At 68.8% G+C, this 19,090-nt stretch carries 18 protein-coding genes; 11 read left to right on the top strand and 7 right to left on the bottom strand.

Translation table 11 applies throughout. The annotated features are described in order from the left end of the window. Window positions 1–126: 126 nt before the first annotated feature. Window positions 127–573, top strand: a complete 447-nt coding sequence (locus tag OHS16_RS01865; RefSeq protein WP_328535362.1) for an ATP-binding protein — start codon at window positions 127–129, stop codon at window positions 571–573. Between the two features lie 47 nt (window positions 574–620). Here the strand turns inward: OHS16_RS01865 and OHS16_RS01860 are convergent, their stop codons facing one another. Further along, on the bottom strand, window positions 621–1,778 hold the full coding sequence (locus OHS16_RS01860; RefSeq protein ID WP_443042731.1) for a PP2C family protein-serine/threonine phosphatase: 1,158 nt from the start codon (window positions 1,776–1,778) through the stop codon (window positions 621–623). Window positions 1,779–1,879: 101 nt separating this feature from the next. Here OHS16_RS01860 and OHS16_RS01855 point away from each other — a divergent pair, with 101 nt between their 5' ends. Together OHS16_RS01855 and OHS16_RS01850 are read left to right on the top strand one after the other, a co-directional pair. Continuing rightward, window positions 1,880–2,395, top strand: a complete 516-nt coding sequence (locus OHS16_RS01855; RefSeq protein WP_328535360.1) for a MarR family winged helix-turn-helix transcriptional regulator — start codon at window positions 1,880–1,882, stop codon at window positions 2,393–2,395. A gap of 202 nt (window positions 2,396–2,597) precedes the next feature. Continuing rightward, entirely contained in the window at window positions 2,598–2,984 is a 387-nt protein-coding gene (locus OHS16_RS01850; RefSeq protein ID WP_328535359.1) for an STAS domain-containing protein, read from the top strand. On the opposite strand, the gene OHS16_RS01845 is transcribed toward OHS16_RS01850, so the two are convergent. After that, window positions 2,952–3,317, bottom strand: a complete 366-nt coding sequence (locus OHS16_RS01845; RefSeq protein ID WP_328535358.1) for a MarR family winged helix-turn-helix transcriptional regulator — start codon at window positions 3,315–3,317, stop codon at window positions 2,952–2,954. The two genes, OHS16_RS01850 and OHS16_RS01845, sit on opposite strands and share 33 nt — an antisense overlap. Window positions 3,318–3,953: 636 nt before the next feature. Between OHS16_RS01845 and OHS16_RS01840 the strand changes: the two genes are divergently transcribed. Continuing rightward, window positions 3,954–4,352 (top strand): DUF6221 family protein, encoded by a 399-nt coding sequence (locus tag OHS16_RS01840; RefSeq protein WP_328535357.1) that lies wholly within the window; start codon window positions 3,954–3,956, stop codon window positions 4,350–4,352. A 165-nt stretch (window positions 4,353–4,517) separates the two neighbouring features. Then, window positions 4,518–4,928, top strand: coding sequence for an SRPBCC family protein (locus tag OHS16_RS01835; RefSeq protein WP_328535356.1), 411 nt, complete (start codon window positions 4,518–4,520; stop codon window positions 4,926–4,928). Here OHS16_RS01835 and OHS16_RS01830 read toward each other — a convergent pair. Beyond that, window positions 4,908–5,462 carry a metallophosphoesterase family protein gene (locus OHS16_RS01830; protein WP_328535355.1) on the bottom strand — a complete coding sequence of 185 codons (555 nt, stop codon included), beginning with the start codon at window positions 5,460–5,462 and terminating at the stop codon, window positions 4,908–4,910. The two genes, OHS16_RS01835 and OHS16_RS01830, sit on opposite strands and share 21 nt — an antisense overlap. 525 nt (window positions 5,463–5,987) lie before the next feature. Here OHS16_RS01830 and OHS16_RS01825 point away from each other — a divergent pair. From OHS16_RS01825 to OHS16_RS01810, 4 genes are all read left to right on the top strand, one after another. Further along, window positions 5,988–7,358, top strand: coding sequence for an SMP-30/gluconolactonase/LRE family protein (locus tag OHS16_RS01825; protein ID WP_328535354.1), 1,371 nt, complete (start codon window positions 5,988–5,990; stop codon window positions 7,356–7,358). A 522-nt stretch (window positions 7,359–7,880) separates the two neighbouring features. Beyond that, the gene (locus tag OHS16_RS01820; RefSeq protein ID WP_328535353.1) at window positions 7,881–9,857 is read left to right on the top strand and encodes a transglycosylase domain-containing protein; all 1,977 of its coding nucleotides are present in this window, start codon (window positions 7,881–7,883) and stop codon (window positions 9,855–9,857) included. A 59-nt stretch (window positions 9,858–9,916) separates the two neighbouring features. After that, window positions 9,917–11,251, top strand: a complete 1,335-nt coding sequence (locus OHS16_RS01815) for a hypothetical protein (protein WP_328535352.1) — start codon at window positions 9,917–9,919, stop codon at window positions 11,249–11,251. A 268-nt stretch (window positions 11,252–11,519) separates the two neighbouring features. Beyond that, window positions 11,520–12,218 (top strand): glycoside hydrolase family 75 protein, encoded by a 699-nt coding sequence (locus OHS16_RS01810; protein ID WP_328535351.1) that lies wholly within the window; start codon window positions 11,520–11,522, stop codon window positions 12,216–12,218. Window positions 12,219–12,343: 125 nt separating this feature from the next. Here OHS16_RS01810 and OHS16_RS01805 read toward each other — a convergent pair whose 3' ends face one another. Next, complete coding sequence (locus OHS16_RS01805) at window positions 12,344–12,643, bottom strand: DUF4235 domain-containing protein (RefSeq protein ID WP_328535350.1); 300 nt, start codon at window positions 12,641–12,643, stop codon at window positions 12,344–12,346. Window positions 12,644–12,938: 295 nt separating this feature from the next. On the opposite strand from OHS16_RS01805, the gene OHS16_RS01800 reads away from it, so the two are divergent. Further along, window positions 12,939–14,492, top strand: coding sequence for a fibronectin type III domain-containing protein (locus OHS16_RS01800; protein ID WP_328535349.1), 1,554 nt, complete (start codon window positions 12,939–12,941; stop codon window positions 14,490–14,492). Window positions 14,493–14,630: 138 nt separating this feature from the next. Here the strand turns inward: OHS16_RS01800 and OHS16_RS01795 are convergent, their stop codons facing one another. Genes OHS16_RS01795 through OHS16_RS01785 form a run of 3 tightly spaced genes read right to left on the bottom strand, consistent with a single transcriptional unit; the run spans window position 14,631 to window position 18,131 of the window. Next, on the bottom strand, window positions 14,631–15,353 hold the full coding sequence (locus tag OHS16_RS01795) for a hypothetical protein (RefSeq protein WP_328535348.1): 723 nt from the start codon (window positions 15,351–15,353) through the stop codon (window positions 14,631–14,633). Window positions 15,354–15,391: 38 nt separating this feature from the next. Further along, a complete protein-coding gene (locus OHS16_RS01790; protein ID WP_328535347.1) occupies window positions 15,392–16,897 on the bottom strand; it encodes an amino acid permease in 1,506 nt (501 codons plus the stop codon). 52 nt (window positions 16,898–16,949) lie between these two features. Beyond that, window positions 16,950–18,131 (bottom strand): aminotransferase class V-fold PLP-dependent enzyme, encoded by a 1,182-nt coding sequence (locus OHS16_RS01785; protein ID WP_328535346.1) that lies wholly within the window; start codon window positions 18,129–18,131, stop codon window positions 16,950–16,952. Window positions 18,132–18,364: 233 nt separating this feature from the next. On the opposite strand from OHS16_RS01785, the gene OHS16_RS01780 reads away from it, so the two are divergent. After that, window positions 18,365–19,084 carry a FadR/GntR family transcriptional regulator gene (locus OHS16_RS01780; RefSeq protein WP_328535345.1) on the top strand — a complete coding sequence of 240 codons (720 nt, stop codon included), beginning with the start codon at window positions 18,365–18,367 and terminating at the stop codon, window positions 19,082–19,084. Window positions 19,085–19,090: the final 6 nt, after the last annotated feature.

The following is a 19,090-nucleotide window of genomic DNA, read 5'->3' as shown; positions in this document are numbered from 1 at the left end:
CCCGGAGTGGGGCATGGGAAACTGGCCACGATCGGGCGGCGGCGCGGGGCCGGGTGTGAGCTGCTCCCCGCATCGAGGCTGTGACGGTCGCAGAAGGACGACGCACGGGGGCAGGCGGACAGCACGGTGAATGCGCAACGGGTGGACGACGGGAAGGGCGCGAGCGGGGGAGGCGCGCCCGACGGCGCGGAGCTGCGCGCGCCCGTGCCCGTCAGTGCGGCGGCGGCACGCTTGCAGGTTGCGGAGATGCTGCACCGCAGGTTCGGCGGGAGTGCCGGAACGGCCCTGGGCGATGGAGTGCTGGCGGACGCGCTTCTGGTGACATCCGAGCTGGTGACCAACGCGTTCCGGCACGGTGGTGGGCTGACCGGCTTCATCGCCGAATGCGGCCCCGACGGGCTGCGACTGGTGGTTGCCGATGCCAGCTCCGATCCGCCTGCCACCACCCCGCGCCCGGCCGGCCAGTTCATCGGCGGCTACGGCTGGCCCCTGGTGTGCCGTCTGGCCAAGAGCGTCGCCGTCACACCGACCGGAACCGGCAAGCGGGTCGAAGCGATCCTGCCTCTGGAGTGAGACCCGGCAGGCCGGGCCGAAGGCAGGCACTTCCCCGGAACCTGAGGTCAGGGTCGTCCGTCCGCTCTGCCGAACCAGTCGAGGCAGAGCACCAGAGCGTCGTCGGGGGTCTCGGTCGCGCGGTGACTGGCCAGCTCGTGGAGCAGCGCGCGGGGGACGGCGGCTGCCGGAAGCAGACTGGTGGAGTGGATCGCCCGGGCCAGGGCACGGTCGCCGTAGACCTCTCCCAGCGGGGAGACGGCTTCATAGACGCCGTCACTCAGGAACAGCAACCGGTCCCCGGGCTCGACGTGGAATTCCTGCGCCGTGTACGGAGTCTCCTCGAACATGCCGAGAGGGAGCTGGGCTTCGAGGGCGATGCGCTCCACCTTTTTGCCCCGTTTTCGCCATAGCTGCGGTGAACCGGCGTCGACCACCTCCACACGGCCCGTAGTGAGAATGAAGCGCAGGAGCAGTGTCGACACGTACGCGTCGCCGCGGTGCTGCTCGTAGAGGGCCTGGTCCGCCAGCGCCGCTTGGTCCGCGACGCCGATTCCGGCTCGTCGTGCGTTGCGCAGGGCGTTGACGGCGAGATTGGTGAGCAGCGACGCGCGGATGCCCTCGCCCATGCCGTTGGTCACGGCGAGCGTGAGTTCGTCCCGGTCCGCGGCCCAGTCGTAGTTGTCACCGTGAATGGAGTACGCGGGCTCCAGTTGGGCTCCGATCGCATACTCCGGTGCGCTGCACGCGCGAGCCGGTAGCAATTGCCACTGCATCTCGGCCGCCAGGGTGAGTCTGCTCACTCTTCGGACCCTCTGGTACAGGTCGGTGTCCCGTTCGGCGACAAGAAGCTCGTGCCCCAGGAGATCCGCGGCATGGGCCAGGTCGTCGATGGCCGCCGGAGTGGACCGCTCGCCCGGCAGCCTGACGGTGAGGATGCCCAGTCGTTCCCCGCGCACCGTCACCGGCAGATGGTGATCCACCGCGTCACCGTGCCGGACCTGCTGCTCGCGTGGCTCCTGGCTGCCGAACGCCCGTCCCTCAGGCGTGTTGTGGAGCGACCGTGACTGCTCCGGGTCGGCAACGGGCTCGAGCGGGTTGAGTACCGAGAGCCCGTAGTCCACGAGATACAGCTGCACGGAAGTGGCACCATGCGACGTGGCGAGGAAGTCTCGGACCGTGTCCACCAGGGCGTACGGTGCCGCCGCGCGTACCGCTTTCTCCATACCGCTGTTCTGGGTCACGGTCTCCAGCATTCTTCAGTGCGATCGGGGAGGTGGCCGCTGCCGGGCTGACAGGGACCTTCGTCGGGTGACACAGTGATGGGATGTCCCGCTTTACCGGTCGGCCCCAGGCGCGTGCGAAGGCCTCCGATGCTGCCCGGGCGGCATCGGAACTACTCGAGCTGCTGTGGGGACGTGGCCAGGAGGCCGCCCCGGCGGGCACCATCTCACCTTCCCAGCTCCGCGCCCTGCTCATCATCGAGAAACGCGAGGGCGCCAACCTGCGTTCCCTGGGCAGGGCCCTCGGATCGCGCGCTTCGTCGGTCAGCAGGCTCTGTGACCGGATGCAGGCCATGGGCCTGGTGGAGCGGTGCCCCAGTCCCACGAGCCGCAGAGAGGTCGAACTGCGGCTGACCTCGCACGGCCATGTTCTGCTCAACGAATACCGCGGCATCCGGGCCCGTGAGGTCGCTGTCGTTCTGGACGCGATGGAGCCGGCCGCCGTTGAGGCGCTCACCAAGGGCCTCACGGCCTTTCACGCCGCGGCCACGGTCGCGCTCGACGTGGAGGCCGGTGGTTCCGGGGATCACCGGGGCGACCAGGTCGCGGACAGCGCATAGCGTCAGGCGGGTCCACTCCCGTGCCGGGACTCCGCACAGCGGGCCGGCCGTCAACTGACTCATGCGTGCAGACTGTTGCCTTATGGTGAATGTTGTCAAACGGCAACTATTACTCCTATCGTGGGTTCGGATCTCCAGGGCGGGCTGTCCGTGCGGCAGCCCCCGTGGCGCCCGACGTCCATCCACAGCTGAAGGACACCACGTGCAAAGACCACCGAAGGCCGGCCAGGCCGTCCTCGTCGCCACCCACCGGCATCAGGGAGCAGCCGTCGTGGTCGTGACCGGAGAGCTCGACATCGACAACGTCGATGCCCTGGAAGCGGCCCTTCACGACGCCGGGACACAGGACACGACACCCGTGGTCATCGACCTCTCGGGTGTCACATTCGCCGACTCCACCACGGTGAACGTCATTCTCCACGGCCGTTCGCAGCTCGACTCCAGGCTGCGGCTCGCAGCCCCCTCACCTTTCATGGAGCGGCTCATCGGCGTCATCGGCCTGGACGGTGCCATGCCGGTGTATGCCACGGTCGACGAGGCGGTCTCCGCGACTCCCTCAGTCACCCCCGGCCCGCATGGCAGTGAGTGACGACGCCAGGTACCGGCACCCGGCGACCAGACCGCGCCGGTCGCGCGCGGGCATCCGGCCGAGTGCGTCCACCAGCGACTCCACCCGCCGGACCTCGACGCGCTCCAGGCGTGCGATGCCGCCCGGTGTCAGGGCGAGCCCGATCTCTCTGCGGTCGGAATCGGCCGGGCTGCGCGACAGTAAGCCGGCGGATTCCAGTCCGCTGCACACACGGCTGGCCCGGGGCAGGCTCAGCCCCACGCCGCGCGCCAAGGCCGTCAGGTTGATACCAGGGCGCTGCCGCAGCGACGCCAGCACTCTCAACTGCTGCTGAGACAGGTGCCCGTCCTCCATAGCGGCACCTTGCAACACCGACGAAATAGCGTCGACAGCCTCTGCGAGTTGCTTTGCTGTCTCGTGAAGAGCTTCGGGGGACACATCTGCGCGACGACGGCGTTGCATCAGGAGATACCGATTTCCCTGTCCGACAATCAGCCCGGCAGCATCAGGTCGGGGCGGACGATCTGTCCACCGGATGACCTGAGCACCTGGTGAGATGCCTGCCCGTTCTCAGGCAGCCCACACGGCGGCTGCCGACGTAGCGGAGGGCCCGACCCGCCCGGCCCGGGTGGTCTCCGAGGATTGGACGGCGCCGTTCTTGATGAGGGCCCACTGCCGGGGTCCACAACTGCTCGACTTCCTTACGCAGCGCGTGGCCGGCGGTGGTGGCCTCGATGAGGGACGCGCGTCTGCCGTCGGCGCAGGGGAAGCCTCCGATCGTCCTGGTCGGCCGGCGGAAACCCTGCGCCCCGTCTCAGCGGAGTCTCTGACTGATGAGCAGGCCGAGGCCTACGGATCCCGAGCCGCGGGCACCCCCGTGTGTGCGTCCGGTCCCGGTCGTACGGCATCCTCTGCTGAGCAAGCAGAACGGGCCCCGTACGGTGAATCGGCTTCCGGTACGGGTTTGTGACGGTGGAGGATTCGGCGCTGATGACAGACAACTCCGACATGGTGGCCTTTGTCCGGGCGCGCCTTGCCGACGAGGAACAGATCGCGCAGGCGGCGGGTGGGGAGAGCTGGCGATGTCCGGCCGAGGTGCCCGGCGAAGTCCATGACCGGACCGCTGCCATCGCATTCACCGTACGGACTCGTGGTTACGACGCGCACATCTCTCTCCAGGACCCTGCGCGCACACTGCGGCGCACCGAGACGAGCAAGGTGCTGCTCGACGAGTACGAGGAGGTCGCGGCTCTGGACACCGACCGTCCGTACCACGACTTCCCCTCCGGCCGCGCGGTCGGACTGGGCTTCGTGGTCCGGCAGATGGCGGCTGAGCATGCGAATCATCCCGACTACCAGGTGAAGTGGCTGCCCAGGTTCACCCAGTAACCGCCGGCCGGGCGCGGCGTCGGGCCACTCTCGGCTGTGCCGGGGTGGAATACGGAAAAGGCTGCAACGACGGCAAGGGCCGATGTCCTGCGGCGCCGTGGAGTGCTGTGGCTCCGCTCGTGCCCTTCGTCCGGCGCCGGCCTTCGACACCCAGGGAGAAGCGGTATGGGCACGGTGCATGCGAAGGCCTCAGGCTCCGCATCCGCTCAGTTGGTGTGGGAACGCTACGCGGTGTACCGCCACTGGGCGCAGTGGGCGCCCCAGATCACGGCCGTCGACGCCCCGGGAGAACGCATCGCACCGGGTGCGCGGGGCACGGTCAGCTCCTGGTTCGGGGTGACCGTTCGGTTCCGCATCGACGACGTGGACGAGACGGGCCACACCTGGTCCTGGCAGGTCCGCCTCGGCCCGCTGAAGGTGCGGCTGCTCCACGCCGTCACGCCGACCGCCGAGGGTGCACTGACGACGTTGACCCTCCGGGGCCCGTGGATCGTCATCGCTCCCTACACACCGCTCGCCCGCCTCGCGCTGCGCCGTCTGGTGCGCGGTGGGCGGTCAGCGCTGCCGGGTCGTTGACGGCGATGCGGGGCCGCCACCGCCCGTGGGCCGGTGTCGTGGCGGGAGACGGTGCAGCCGTACGTCGCTCAGCCGGCCCGCGGCCGCATCGACGGTCATGAAGGTGCAGTACGGCTGACGCCGTCTGTCCGTCGGAGAACCGGGATTGAGCAGCCGTAGGCCCGTCGGCGCTATGGTGTCCCACGGGATGTGACTGTGGCCGAACACCAGTACGTCCAGATCAGGAAAGCGAGCGGAGCATCTCCGCTCGCGTCCCTGCGCGGCTCCCGTTTCGTGCACGACCCCGAATCTCAGCCCGCCGAGAACGGCACTGGCCACCTCGGGCAGCCGGGCCCGGAGCTCCGGGCCGTCGTTGTTCCCATAGACCCCGATGACACGTCGCGCACGGGATTCGAGCAGGTCCAGGGTTGCCGGGTCGACCCAGTCACCCGCATGGATGACGGCGTCGGCTTGTTCGATCGCGTCCAGGAGCGGGTGGGGGAGCAGGCCTGCCCGCTTCGGGAGATGCGTGTCGGAGGTCAGAACCAGATGCATGGGCGTTCTCACCTCCCTGTCGGTGCGGTTCGAGGGTGGCGGCTGTGCCTGGGCAGTGTACGCAGGAGAGGGCTGCCGCGATGGACTCTGTCCCCTGCCGTTGGGGTGGAATCCGGGCGGGCGGTGGCGTGGTGCGTGCCGGTGCCGCGAGCTGGTTCATAAGGTCGGCAGGACCACGGCCCGCCCGGCAGACGGATTCGGCCGGGTTCGGTGACGGGACGTCATAGCAGTACTCCCGGCCTCTTCCGCCGTGTGCGCACGAGGTGTTCGCCGTCTCCGCCGGCCGGTACGGCATCCGGCCGCCCGGCCAGAACAGGTTGGTGTGTCATGTGCCGCTCTTCAGTGCCTCGTTCTCCTGAGCCGCGCAGGCGGAAGCCGTCTCCTCCTGCCGGGCAGGGGCGCAGGTCGGCGCGGCGGCGTCTGTCTGCGGCGGCAGCGATCCTGGCGCTGTGCACGGCCGGGCTGGTGTCCCTGGCGCCGGGTACCGCCGCGGCGGTACCAGCGCCCGGCAGCGCGCCACTGTACGTGTCCGACTACACCGACGGCACCGTGCTGGAGGTACCTGCGGACGGCGGCTCCGGGACGGATGCCCCGATCACCGGACTGACCCGTCCCACCGGTATGGCGCTCAACGCCGCGGGAGATCTCTATGTCTCCGACACCGGCAACAACAGGGTGGTGAAGGTGCCGGGGAACGGCGGTCCGCAGACCGTGGTCCCCGCCACCGACCTGTCGCGGCCGATCGGTCTGGCGCTCGATGCGGCGGGCAACCTGTTCATCTCCGACAGTTTCAACAACAGGGTGGTCGAGGTGCCCGCCGACGGGGGGCCGCAGACCACCGTCCCGACCACGGGCCTGGTCCACCCGGACGGTCTGGCGCTCGATGCGCTCGGCAACCTCTTCGTCGCGGACTTCAGCAACGACAGAGTCGTGAAGGTGCCTGCCGACGGGGGACCGCAGACGACCGTTCCCGCCCGCGGTCTCTCCCAGCCGACCGGGCTGGCGTTCGACTCCGACGGCGACCTGTACATCTCCGACTCGGCGAACGGCAGGGTCGTGAAGATGCCCGTGGACGGCGGACCGCAGGAAACAGTGCCCACGTCCGGTCTGCGCAGCCCGCAGGGGCTGGTGCTCGACGCGGTCGACAACCTCTTCGTCGCCGACTTCGGTAACGACAGGGTGGTGGAGGTGCCGGCGAACGGCGGCGGGCAGAGCACCCTGCCCGTCTCGGGTCTGAGCACCCCGGTCGGGTTGGCCGTGCCACCGGCCCCGGTCCCGCCCACCAATGTGACCGCTGCTCCCGGCCACGCGCAGGCCACGGTGTCGTTCATCGGCAGCGCTTCACCCGCGGTCACCGGCTACATCGTCACCGCCATCGATCTCACCAAGCACTCCCGGGGCGGCCAGGTCGCTCAGGGGCCCGGTTCCCCCATCACGGTCACCTCTCTCACGCCGGGTGACAGCTATGAGTTCACGGTGACAGGGACCAACGCCGCCGGGGCCACCAGCCTCAATTCCGCCCCGTCCCCGGCCGTCACCATTCGCCGCGTCCCCACACGGCTCGCGGCGCGGCCGGCCTCCATGCAGCAGCGGTCGGGGCCGTCGGCCCTGATCGTCAGGGGCCTCCACGCCACCCTCAGCGAGGCCGACGGCACCCCCCTGGCGCGTCAGTTGATCACGTTCACCAACACGGCAAGGACGCGACAGCTGTGCACCGCGGTATCCGACGTTCACGGTGTGGCGCATTGCGAAGCCACCGTCCCGGACCGGACCCGCGGAAGCCGGAGTCTCTACGACGACCTGCGGCATCACGGCTACCTCGCCACCTTCCGGGGCAGCACCACGTATCGGTCCGTCGTGGACACCGCCCCGGTGCGGGTCAGGCACCGGCCCTGACCGGAGGCCCCGGGCCCGGGGTGTTCCGCGTCGCCGTGGCACCGGCACCCCACGGCACTGATCATTTCCAGCCATGTTCGTGATGCGGCGAAACAAATCAAGGGGTCCAGCGCATCGGTGAAGTAGAGGCCAAAGCTTCACGGAGGGCAGGCGATGGACGGGGAGGGGGCTACGCAAAGCCTTCCGGCTTCCGTTCCGTGAACCACCGTATATCCGCCGGAAGTTCACTGATCTTCACCAAAAGTCCGGACTGTGCTCGCCGTAGAACGTCGTTGCCGCAGGTCGGCGGCCCCCGCACCTCATCGCCCTGACCGACCGCACAATTCCTCGGTCACGCACTGTCGTTAGGAATCCCCCAGGTATGCAGCACATACTCCGCCACGCCTGTCGCATCTCGCCGGAAGGTCCGGAGACGGCCAGCAGATCCGACGGCACGGGCGATTGCGGGGGAGCCTCGGAGTGACGCACCGAGGACGGGCAGGCGCCGCGTCGGGTGCGAGGGTTCGTGCACGCTTCTCGCGCATGGTCGCGAGGCTCGCCGGCATACGGGTGGACTATCCGCGCTCGAACCGTGCCGGCCTCCGGCGCTGGCTGCCGTCATGGCGTCAGATCCTGGCCCTCGTTCTGCTCGGGGCGACCAGCGGCGCCGCACTGGTGATGTACGCCTACGCCCGGACGGACATACCGAATCAGCTCAATGCCTTCGCGACCCAGCAGGACAACGTGTACTACTGGTCGGACGGTACGGAGCTGGCCCGCAGCGGCTGGGTCAACCGGCAGGAGGTGCCGCTGTCCAGAGTTCCGCGGCGCGTGCGGAACGCGGTACTGGCGGCCGAGAACGCGAGCTTCTACTCGGATCCGGGCGTATCCGCCTCGGGTATGACCCGCGCGGCTCTGCGGATGATCACCGGGGGCGACACCCAGGGCGGCTCCACCATCACACAGCAGTACGTGAAGAACGCCTACCTCAATCAGGACCAGAATCTCAGCCGGAAGTTCCACGAGATGCTCCTCGCGGTCAAGGTGGACAACCGGCTGAGCAAGAACGAGATTCTCGAGGGCTACCTCAACACCAGTTGGTTCGGCCGGGGAACGTATGGCGTCCAGCGGGCAGCTCAGGCCTACTACGGCAAGGAGGTGGGTGATCTCACGGTGAGCGAGGCCGCGTTCCTGGCCTCGGTCCTCAAGGGGGCGTCCCTCTACGATCCCGCGATCAGCGCGAAGAACCATGACCGGGCGGTGCGCCGCTGGAAGTGGATCCTCGACCGGATGGTCACCACCGGAGCGCTGTCTCCGGCCGAGCGGTCCGCGTACAAGGTCTTCCCCGAGCCGAAGGCTCCGCCCAAGCCCTCCACGGCGAGCGGTCAGCCCGGCTATCTCGCGGCTCTCGCCAAGACCTATGTCCAGAAGGCGGGCCACATCTCGGACTCAGCGTTCGACCTGGGCGGTTATGAGGTCCACACGACGTTCGACAGAATGCGCACGACGGAGCTGGCGACGTCGGTACGCAGGGTCACCAAAGGCTTCGATCCGGCCCACCGGGCGGCCGACAGGCATGCGCACACCGGCGCAGCGTCGATCGCATCCGACGGACGGATACTCGCCGTGTACGGAGGGCCCGACTTCCTCACCCAGGGGTTCAACGAATCCAACTCGATCACCGTCCCCGCCGGATCGGCGTTCACCCCCTTCGTGTACGCGGCCGCTCTGCGCGACGGAGTGCAGCGAAAACGCGGTGAGCCCCGCACCCCGGTGTTCCCGGCCACCGTTTACGACGGTGACGACGACATCCCGGTCATCACACCCGAGGGCCCCTACTGGGACCGCAACGGCAAAGTGGTCAAGGCAGAGAACGACGGGGGCCGTTCGTGGGGGCACATCAGTTTGCGTGACGCGATGGTGCACTCGGTCAACGCACCGCTGATGCAGCTCGGTACGGACGTCGGTTATGAGCGGGTGGCCCGCGCGGCCCAGGACGCCGGGCTCCTCGCCACCAGCCTCGGGGCACGTGTTCCGGGGTTCTCACTCGGCAACTCGACGCCGAGCGCCCTGCGGATGGCCGCTGCCTACGGGACGTTCGCCGCGGGCGGGGTCCACACGGAGCCCTTCTCGGTGGCCCGGGCATCCCGCGGTGGTGAACCCGTGGCCCTGGCGCGGCCGCACCGCGACCGTGCCTTCAGTGCCGAAGTCGGCGCTCAGGTCACCGACGCCCTTCGCGGCGCACTCCGGGGAGGTGGCTCTGCTTCAGCGAACGCGCCCGCCGGCGCCGCCGGCAAGGCCGGAACCACAGCGGACCACACCGCCGGCTGGTTCGTGGGCTACACCGCGCAGGAGGCGACGGCCGTCGTCGTCTACCGCATGAACCTGGGAGACCTGAAGCCGCTGCCGGTCACCGGTCTTGGCGGAGATGCCAAGGCCGATCGGACGTACCCCTCACGGATCTGGAACGCCTATCTGACGTCCGTGGCCGGCAGGAGACCCGATGGGAGCGGCATGTGACGAGGCAGCGCCCTGCCCCACGACGCCGCCCGTCGACCCGTACAGGAAGTGACATCGCGATGACCCGCATACCCCGCACGCTCCGTACCGCGCTCGGCCGACGGCATGTGACGCTGTCCGCGTTCCGCGTCCGTGCCGCCGTGGGGGTGGTGCTTGCCACCGCGGCGGCCGCGGTGGTGGCAATCCCGTTCATCGGCAGCGACACCGACGGGCCCGCAGCGTCACCGCAGCCGGGCATCGCGGCGTCCGCGAACGGAGCCGCACGACCTGCCGGAGCCGGCTCAGCGACCGGGGCAGTCGGAGAGGACGACGAGGCGGGCTGGGACGGGAAGGTGAAGGTGCTGGGCGACGGGTCCACCTCGTACACCGGTCCGCAGCCGGGACAGCTGAAGCCGGAGCGCCTCAAACCGGGTGAGAAACCGCCGCAGTTCGTCGTGTTCTCCTGGGATGGCGCGCTGCAGGGCGACGACAGGCTCTTCTCGCGGTTCCGCAAGGTGGCACGCGAGAACAACGCGCATATGACGTTCTTCCTCACGGGCATCTACCTACTGCCGGAGTCGAAGAAGCATCTCTACAAGCCGCCACAGCACTCCGTCGGCGACTCGGCGATCTCGTACCCCACCCGCGAACACATCCGGATGACCCTGGAGCAGGTGCGCAAGGCATGGGCCGAGGGCGACGAGATCGGCTCGCACTTCAACGGACACTTCTGCGGGAAGAAGGGCGGTGGCGAGTGGAGCCCCGCCGAGTGGAAGAGCGAGATCGACCAGACATACCAGTTCATCAAGAACTGGAAGACGAACACCGGCTTCAAGGACCTTCCCCCGCTGCCCTTCGACCCCGACCGTGAGATCACAGGCGGGCGCGCGCCCTGCCTCGAGGGGCAGAAGACCCTGCTGCCCGCCATCAAGCCTTTCGGCTGGCGCTACGACGCGAGTTCGGCCGGTGACTTTCAGATCTGGCCGGCCAGGAAGCACGGTGTCTGGGATTTCCCCCTCCAGCTGCTGCCCTACCCGGGCGGCACGTTCCAGGCTCTCTCCATGGACTTCAACTTCCTCTACAACCAGACGGGCGGCACCACCCAGGGTGATCCGTCCCGGTGGGCGACGTGGCAGGAACAGGCAAAGAACGCCTACCTCGACGGCTTTGAGCGCGTCTTCCACGGCAATCGCGCGCCGCTGTTCATCGGCAACCACTTCGAGAACTGGAACGGCGGAATCTACATGGACGCCGTCGAGGACGTGATACAGGATGTGTGCCCCCGCAAGGGCGTGCGCTGTGTGTCCTTCCGTGAGCTGGCGGACTGGCTCGACGTGCAGGACCCGGACACGCTCGCCCGGTTGCGGAATCTGGATCCCGCCCAGGAGCCCACCTGGCAGACCCTGATCCGGTAGCGCTCGGCCGGCGGGCCGGGCTCGAGGGCGGCGACGCGTTCTCGCACCGCGGTGCCTGATCCGACCCCGGTGGTGATCACCTGATGCCGGTTGGCGGCTCGCGGGTGAACCGCCCGGGAGCCATACCCGCTACGGGGCCCCGGTCCACCCCTGTTCAGGGGTCCGGTCCGTCCGCGCCGTTGTGCCTATGGGGTTGACGGGAGGCGGAGTCATGGGCACCTTTGTCATGCCCTGGTAAGGAAACTTTCCTAACAGAAGGAGCTCCCCCATGCGTCGTCGTCTCCTCGCCGCGCTCCTCGTCACCGCAGCCGTGCCACTCGCTGCCGCCCTCCCCGCCGCCGCGAGCCCCCATCGAACCGCCACCCCCAGCGGGGTCCAGGAGGGATCGGTGAGCGCATCCGCCCTGCTGGCCAAGGTCACCGGCTGTTCGCAGCTCTCCAACGGCAAGTACCGCACCGATGAGGAGACTTCGGCGACCGTCGCTGTCTGCGGCAAGAACGGAGCGGTCTTCTGGAAGGCGGACATGGACGTCGACTGCGACGGGCAGGTCACCTCACAGTGCAACGGCGACACCGATCCGTGGTTCCAGGACGACACCGCCTTCCATCAGTCCAACGGTGAGCCGCTGAACGCCGCGGCGCTTCCTTACGTGGTCGTACCGAGTTCCAGCAGCATCTGGAACTACTCGTCGGCCGGCATCGAGGGCGGCGGTGTGGTGGCCGTCATCTACAACAACAAGGTCGAGTACGCGGTCGTCGGTGATACCGGGCCGAACCAGATCATCGGTGAGGCCTCCTACAGCGCGGCGAAGGGCCTGGGCATCGACCCCGACCCGGAGACCGGTGGTGCCGAATCCGGCGTCACCTACATCTTGTTCAAGAACGCGACGGCAAACCCCATCGAGAGCCATGACGCCGCGGTGACCCGCGGTGACGCGCTGGCCAAACAGTTCCTGGCCGACAACTGAGGATCGCCGACAGGCCGTGGCCCGATATGTGGCCACGGCCTGCCGGCGATTCCGGGCCCACAGGGCCGCGATGCCGCACCCCGGCGCGCTCCGGCTGCCCGTGGTCGGCGACTACGGGACGGCCCTCAGTCGCGGCCGCCCTTGCCACTTGGCCATGTGCCGGTCATCCGCCTTATGGCGACAGCGCCCGACCGGTCCACCGCACTGCGCATCGCGGCGAACAGAGCGCCTTGCAGGGCAGCGGCCAGCAGGATCTCGCTGAGACCACGGTCCTCGTCCAGGGCGTCCGGGGCGTCGTCCTCGTGTGCCACTGCCTTCCAGGCCTTCTGGAACACGAGCCCGGCCAGTGACCCTGCCGCCCAGCCGAGCACGAATCCGACAGGCTTGTAGGCCAGTGGCAGCTTCTTCTTCTTTTCCTTACTCACCAGAGTCCTTTCGGTGGTGGCTCCAGACAGGGATTCCGGCTGAAACCACCGTATTCCCCGCAGGTGCGCCCTCTAACTGCCCAGAGGGCGCAAGCGACGGGACCTCACGAAGAGGCCCGTTCGGCATGCCGCGCAAGTACGTTGATGTGGGGATTGGTTGGGGTGGATGATCCGGCCTACTCTTCTCCAAGCTTCCGCTTTCCGGTCCATTCCGCCACGGCGAGTCCTGATCCAGACGTTCTCGTTCTGTTTCACGCCTCTCCGGGTGGGTGCCGGGCTTAACCCTGGGGGGTTCATGCACAGATCAAGAGGGTTGTCGGCCACTCTCACCCTGTCGTTCGTCGCCGTCGGCCTGGGGGTGGTCGCGGCGCCCGAGGCGAGGGCCATCACCCCGCCGGTGGCGTTCACGGCGGACGCCCTGCCGACCTGGCAGACGAACGGCATCGTGTGGGCGCTTGCCCAGTCCGGCGGCGTCGTCTTCGCAGGGGGCACCTTTTCCGCGCTGCGGCCACCGGCCGGTGTCTCCGGCGCCCAGCGGGCCGCGGTGAACTTCGCCGCCTTCAACGCTGCGACCGGCGCACCCACCGGTTGCAAGCTGTCCTTCACCGTCGGCAGCGGTACCGCTACGGTCAGGGCTCTGGCCGTGTCTCCGGACCAGAAGACCCTTTACGCGGGTGGCTACTTCGGTGCCGTCAACGGCACCCCCGTCTCCTCGCTGACCGCGATCGACATCGCCACCTGCAAGCCCAGAACCAGCTTCCATGCCGCCTTCTCGGCCACCGTACGGGCTCTGGCCGTCACGAAGGACACGGTGTACGCGGGAGGTGACTTCAGTACGGTCAGTGGCAAGAAACACCAGCGCTACGCCGCGGTCAAGGCCGCCGACGGAGCTGTGCTCCCCTTCACCGCCGATGTGGACAAGCCGGGCCGGGCCATCGCGCTGACCCCGGACGGCACCAAGGCAGTGCTCGGTGGGGACTTCTTCACCGTCAACGGGACCGCTTCGCACGCCTTGGCGGTGGTCGATGCCACATCGGGCAAAACGGCGAAAGCGTACCCGGGCTTCATCCCGGCCAACTCGGTGGTGAAGACCATCGACACGGACGCCACCGGTATCTACACCGGCAACGAAGGTACCGGCTTCGGTGCCTTCGACGGGCGGATCGCGCTCAATGCGAGTAATCTCGCCCAGCGCTGGCGCGACACCTGTCTGGGCGCCACGCAGGCGGTCAAGTCCTATCAGAGTGTGCTGTACAGCGCCTCGCACGCACACGACTGTTCCAGCGTCGGCGAGTTCCCCAACGGTGCGCGTCACCACTTCCTGGCAGAGCCCACCACGGGCACCGGGAAACTGGGCTGGTTCCCGGACACCAATGACGGCAACGGTGAAGGGATCGGACCCCGCGCCCTGACGGTCGCGACGTCCGGCGCCGCTCACTACCTCTGGTCCGGTGGCGAGTTCACCACGGTCAACCGTTCCGCGGCGCAGAGTCTGACCCGGTTCGCCTCCACGGGCGACACGGGAGCGCCCTTGGTGCCGGTCGTCTCCGCAACCTCCGTGAAGGCGGGCGAGGTGCAGGTGCACTGGAAGGCGAGCTTCGACACCGACGACTCCAAGCTGACGTACAAGGTGTACCGGAACGGTGCCGGCACGCCGATCGCGACCGTACAGGCCAGTTCACTTATGTGGTCACGGCCTCAGGTCACCGTCAAGGACACCTCGGTCACGGCTGGGAAGAGCTACACCTACCGGGTCACCGCCTCTGATGCGGCGGGCAACACCAGCGCCAAGTCGGCGACCGCCACCGTCACCGCGGCCTCCGCCAAGGCGGCGACGGGCACCCGCTGAGCAAATGCTCAAGCCGGAACGACCGGTAGGTCCGAACCGAGTGCGGACCTGTCGAGCCGGGAGTTCCGGCGGGTCGTGGCAGTGCCGGCTCCGACCTCAAGCCCGGGCCCCCGGCCCGGGCTTGACGCGTGGACCGGGTCAGCCGACCCCGTCGCCGGGCGCCACCCGGTGGGCCTCGAGCTCAGGCGCGGCCAGCAGCTCGTCGATCAGCTCTCCGGACCCGCCGATGTAGGTGCTCACCAGGTCCACGTCACCGCCCAGGCACCAGGCGCGGTCCTGGGGCCACCAGAGGTCGGGCAGCTCGGCGAACTCGTCCAGGGACGCCGGCGAGACGGCGTCGCTCAGCGTGCCGGCAAGCAGCACCTCGTCCCGGCCCGGTGTCGCGAAGGAGGGCAGCTGATCGAAGTCCCACCTCCCGTACCCGTTCCACAGCCCGTACCAGCAGTGCTCTGAGGTCGCGGTGTGCCGGGCCAGGACGGGGATCAGAGCGCGGGCGACGCCGAGTGGGGTGGGCCCCTCCGCCGGGTGCTCGTCCCACACGCCGGGCAGGCCGTACACCTCGGCGTTCGGGTAGTCGCGGTCCATCCCGATCAGTGTGTGCCAGTCCGTACCCGGCACGACCTCGTGTCCGTACGCTGCGCCCACCGCGGACCATCGCACCGGCCGCTCACCCAGGGACGCGGGATGCAGCACCCGCGCGTAGGCGGCGAATCCCGGGGCGCAGACGCCCGCCACCGTGCCGAATGCGCCGTGGTTGCGTGGCTCGCCGAGCCAGCGGGCCGGGCCGGGATCAGTCTCCACCCGCAGGCGTCCGTACCGTTCGGGAACGGGGTTGCGGTGCACCATGCGGTAGTTGTCCATCCGCTCAGTGTGCCCGGCCCGCCTCGTCATCCGCCCCGTCATCCGTGGCGCGTACCGCTTCCGACGGCCTCTGCGCTGTGGACGGGCCCGGCGCTTTCGGTTTTCGCCAAGCGGCTGTTGCGGCGCCCCCAGCACACGTAGATGAGCAGTCCGGCGGCCATCCAGCCCAGGAATCGCACCCAGGTGATCAGGGGCAGGCTTCCCACAAGCAGCAGGCACAGCAGGAGCGCGACGACGGGGACGAAGGGAACCCATGGTGTGCGGAAACCGCGCTGCATGTCCGGCCTGCTGCGCCGCAGGTACATGACGCCCACGCACACGACGACGAACGAGGCCAGCATGCCGATGTTGCCGAGTTCGGCCAGGTCCTGGATGGGCAGAGCCGCGGTCATCAGCGCCACTGTCAGTCCCAGGGTCCAGGTGATGCGACGCGGGCTGCGGGTCCTGGGATGCACCTGCGCGAACCACTGCGGCAGCAGTCCGTCGCGGCTCATCGCGAAGAAGACGCGGCTCTGTCCCAGCAACATGATCATGACGACTGTGGTCAGGCCGCAGATCGCGCCGATGCCGACGATGCGTACCGCCCAGTCGGCGCCCACGCCGGTGAGTGCGGCGGTGACGGGCGCGGCCGTGTCGAGTTCGGTGTAGTTCCGCATACCGGTGACCACCAGGGTCACGGCCACATAGAGCACGGCGCAGACGACGACCGTGGCCATCAGCGCCACCGGCAGGGTCCGCTGGGGCCGCTTCGCCTCTTCGGCGCTGCTCGCCATGATGTCGAAGCCGGAGAAAGCACCGAAGACCACGGCGCCGCCGGTCAGGATCCCGGCCGTCCCGAAGGATGCGTTGGTGGTGATGCCCGCCCAGCCGAGCAGTGGTTGCTGCCATACATCGCCGCTCCCGTCCAGGGAGCGGGACGCGGGGATGAACGGGCTCCAGTTCGCCGGATCGATGTGGAAGAGCCCGACAGCGATGAAGAGCACGATGGCGGCCAGCTTGACGATCGTCATGATCGTGTTGATGCGGGCGGTGGTGCGTACTCCGGCCGCGAGAACGGCCGTGAGCACCACGATGACCAGCACGGCCGGAACGTTGACCGCTGCCTCCGGTCCTGCGAGCGACGACGGCAGCCGGATGCCGAAGGTCGCCAGGAAGTCGGCGACATACTGCGACCAGCCACTGGCGACGGCGCCCGCCCCCATCGTCATGTCTAGGATGAGATCCCAGCCGATGAGCCAGGCGACGGTTTCGCCGAGAGAGACGTAGGCGAAGGTGTACGCGCTTCCGGCGACCGGGACGGAACTGGCGAACTCCATGTAGCAGAGGGCCACCAGGGCTGAAACCAGCGCGCCGAGGGCGAACGAGACAGCGATCGCGGGTCCGGCGTAGTTCGCGGCCGCGGTACCGGTGAGGACGAAGACTCCGCCGCCTATCGTCACGCCGATGCCCATCATGGTGAGCTGCAGCGGTCCCAGAGTGCGGCCGAGCCGGGTCGCGGGACGCTCGGCGTCGTGCAGGGTGGCTTCGATCGATTTGGTGCGCACGCGGTGCTTCCTTGCTTGTCGTCAGCTGCTGTGGCCCGGCCCGGCGCGGGAACTACCGGGGTGCGTCGGCCAGGCAGCGGGGGAGCTGCTCGGCCAGATGGGAGTAGTCGGCGGCAGTGTTGTAGAGGTGAGCGGACAGGCGCAGGAAGCCCTGTCCGTGCCAGGTGGTCACGGCGATCTCGCAGCCGGTGCGGGCCGAGATGTGGCGCTGCAGCGCGTGCGCGGCGTCCTGGTCGGCGGCGTGCCCGGCCGGGAGCGGTACGAGGCGCATCGCCGGAACCTGGTCTCCGGTGGCCGGCGCGATCTGCGTCTCCAGGGCGTCGGCCAGGGTCTGCTGGGCATGATCGGCGAGTTGCTGCGAGCCGACCCGGAAGGCGTCCCAGCCGTAGTGTTCCTCGATGAAATCCAGTGCGCGCGGCGCCGCGAGCCAGGCTGTCAGGTCCACGGTGCCCTGGCGGTCGAAGCGGCTGGGAAAAGGGTCAGCCGCGCCCCATGAGTCGATGACCGGAAACAGGCGCTGAGTCAGGGGGCCCCGGGCGAAGAGCACGGCGGTGCCGCGTGGCGCGCACATCCACTTGTGCAGATTGCCCACCCAGTAGTCGGCTTCGCCGATCAGGTCCAGGGGGTCGGCAAGGAGCCCCGGTGCGTGCGCTCCGTCGACGAGTACCCGCGCGCCGACGGCGTGGGCGCGCACCGTGATGTCGCGGACCGGGAGGAGACGGGCGGTTGCCGAGGTCACCTGGTCCACGACGACCAGAGAGGTGGCGGGGTTCATCGCGGCGGCCATGAGCCCGGTGACTGCCGAGGAGTCCGCGTCGAGCGGCACATGCACGACGCGCACCCGCGCACCGTCCCTCGCCGCCGCACGGCGCGCGGCCATGTCCACTGCGCCGTAAGCGTGATCGGTGAGCAGCACCTCGCTGCCGGTGGGCAGCCGTTCCGATCCGAGGACCGCGCTGACGCCCGCACTGGCGTTGGCCACCAGCGCGAACGTGTCCGCCGGGGTGTGCATGTGGTGTGCGAGGGCGGCGCGGGTCTCCGCGACGCGGCTGGGCAGGTCCCGGAACCAGCGGTCGGGGTCGCCTTCCATCTCATGCCTCAGCCTCCGCTGTTCGGCCAGGGCGGCCCGGGGTACTGCGCCGAAGGAGCCGTGGTTCAGATGCCGTACGCCCGGGTCGAGAGCGAAGTCGTCGAGGGCGGCGCTGAGGGGAGCAGTGGCAGTGGAGTGGGTCATGATTCTCACAGAGTTGTCTGATGACTCGCTGGAACTGCGGGAAACGGTAGAAGGTGCGATCCTGTCTGAACAGGGGTGTAGCGAAAAAATCTCATTTCTTGATCTCATCGTGGGGCGTAGTCATCAGATGACTGGTGTGTGTCATCGTTGGTTCCGCCGCAGGCCCGGCAGACGGCGCGACGCGGAGGCCGGCGGGGGCGGGGGCGGCCGGACGGGACAGAGGGGGCATGGCAATGGCGGCAATGGACACAGCGGCGCGCGGACTGCGCGCCATGATCGCCGGCGGTGAGCTGGTCGCGGGCCAGCAACTTCTGCCCGAGCCTGAGCTGTGCGCCCGGCTCGGAGTGTCACGTGGTTCACTGCGCGAGGCGGTCCGCTCTCTCGCGGCCCTCGGCATGCTGGAGTCCCGGCACGGATCGGGCACCTATGTCTCCGCGCTGCATCCGGCCCAGATGCTGGGAGGCTTCTCGGCCGTCGTCGACGTCCTTCCCCTCGATGGGCTGCTGGAGCTGTTCGACGTCCGGCGTGCTCTCGAGTCGCACGCCGCATCGCTGGCCGCAGCACGTGCCGATGCCTCGGTCGTCGAGCGGCTTCGTGCCCTGCACGACCGGCTTGTCGAGGCACAGCAGGAGGATGAACTGCACGCGCTGGACCGCGAGTTCCACGCCACCATCTGCCGGGCGAGCGGCAACGAGGCACTCGCCGCCCTGACCGAGGTGCTGCGTTCGCGAGGCAGGCACTACAGCGTGTACGACACCGAGCAGGCCGCCGCAGTACGCAGGGCCAGCGACCTCGGACATGAGGCGGTCATCCACGCACTGAGTGTCAGGGACCCCGCAGCCGCGGCCGCCGCCATCAGCGCCCATCTCTCCCAGACAGAGACCTGGTTGCGCCGTCTGCGGCCCGCACCGTCGACGGAGGAACCAGGGCTCGACGAAGTGCCGCGCGCCTGACGGCCC

The organism is Streptomyces sp. NBC_00344 (genome assembly GCF_036088315.1).
Taxonomy (GTDB): domain Bacteria; phylum Actinomycetota; class Actinomycetes; order Streptomycetales; family Streptomycetaceae; genus Streptomyces.
This window is presented reverse-complemented; position numbering and strand designations above follow the sequence as displayed.